Origin of the sequence: Bacillus cereus group sp. BfR-BA-01316 (assembly GCF_022664195.1) — a bacterium.
In the GTDB taxonomy this organism is placed as follows: Bacteria; Bacillota; Bacilli; order Bacillales; family Bacillaceae_G; genus Bacillus_A.
Genome location: NZ_JAKUGX010000151.1, coordinates 1 through 216, shown reverse-complemented (window position 1 = coordinate 216; position 216 = coordinate 1). Strand labels below are relative to the sequence as shown.

Genomic DNA, 216 nt, shown 5'->3' with positions numbered 1-216 from the left:
CCAGCGCCTCCACCGAAGCTAGCGCTCCGGTTTCAATGGCTCCCGCCTATCCTGTACAAACTGTACCAAAATTCAATATCAGGCTACAGTAAAGCTCCACGGGGGCTTTCCGTCCTGTCGCGGGTAACCTGCATCTTCACAGGTACTATAATTTCACCGAGTCTCTGGTTGAGACAGTGCCCAAATCGTTACACCTTTCGTGCGGGTCGGAACTTA

General features: G+C 52.3%; 1 rRNA gene. It reads right to left on the bottom strand.

From position 1 onward, the window contains the following. Positions 1 to 216, bottom strand: a 23S ribosomal RNA gene (locus tag MR071_RS25345); the annotation flags it as partial.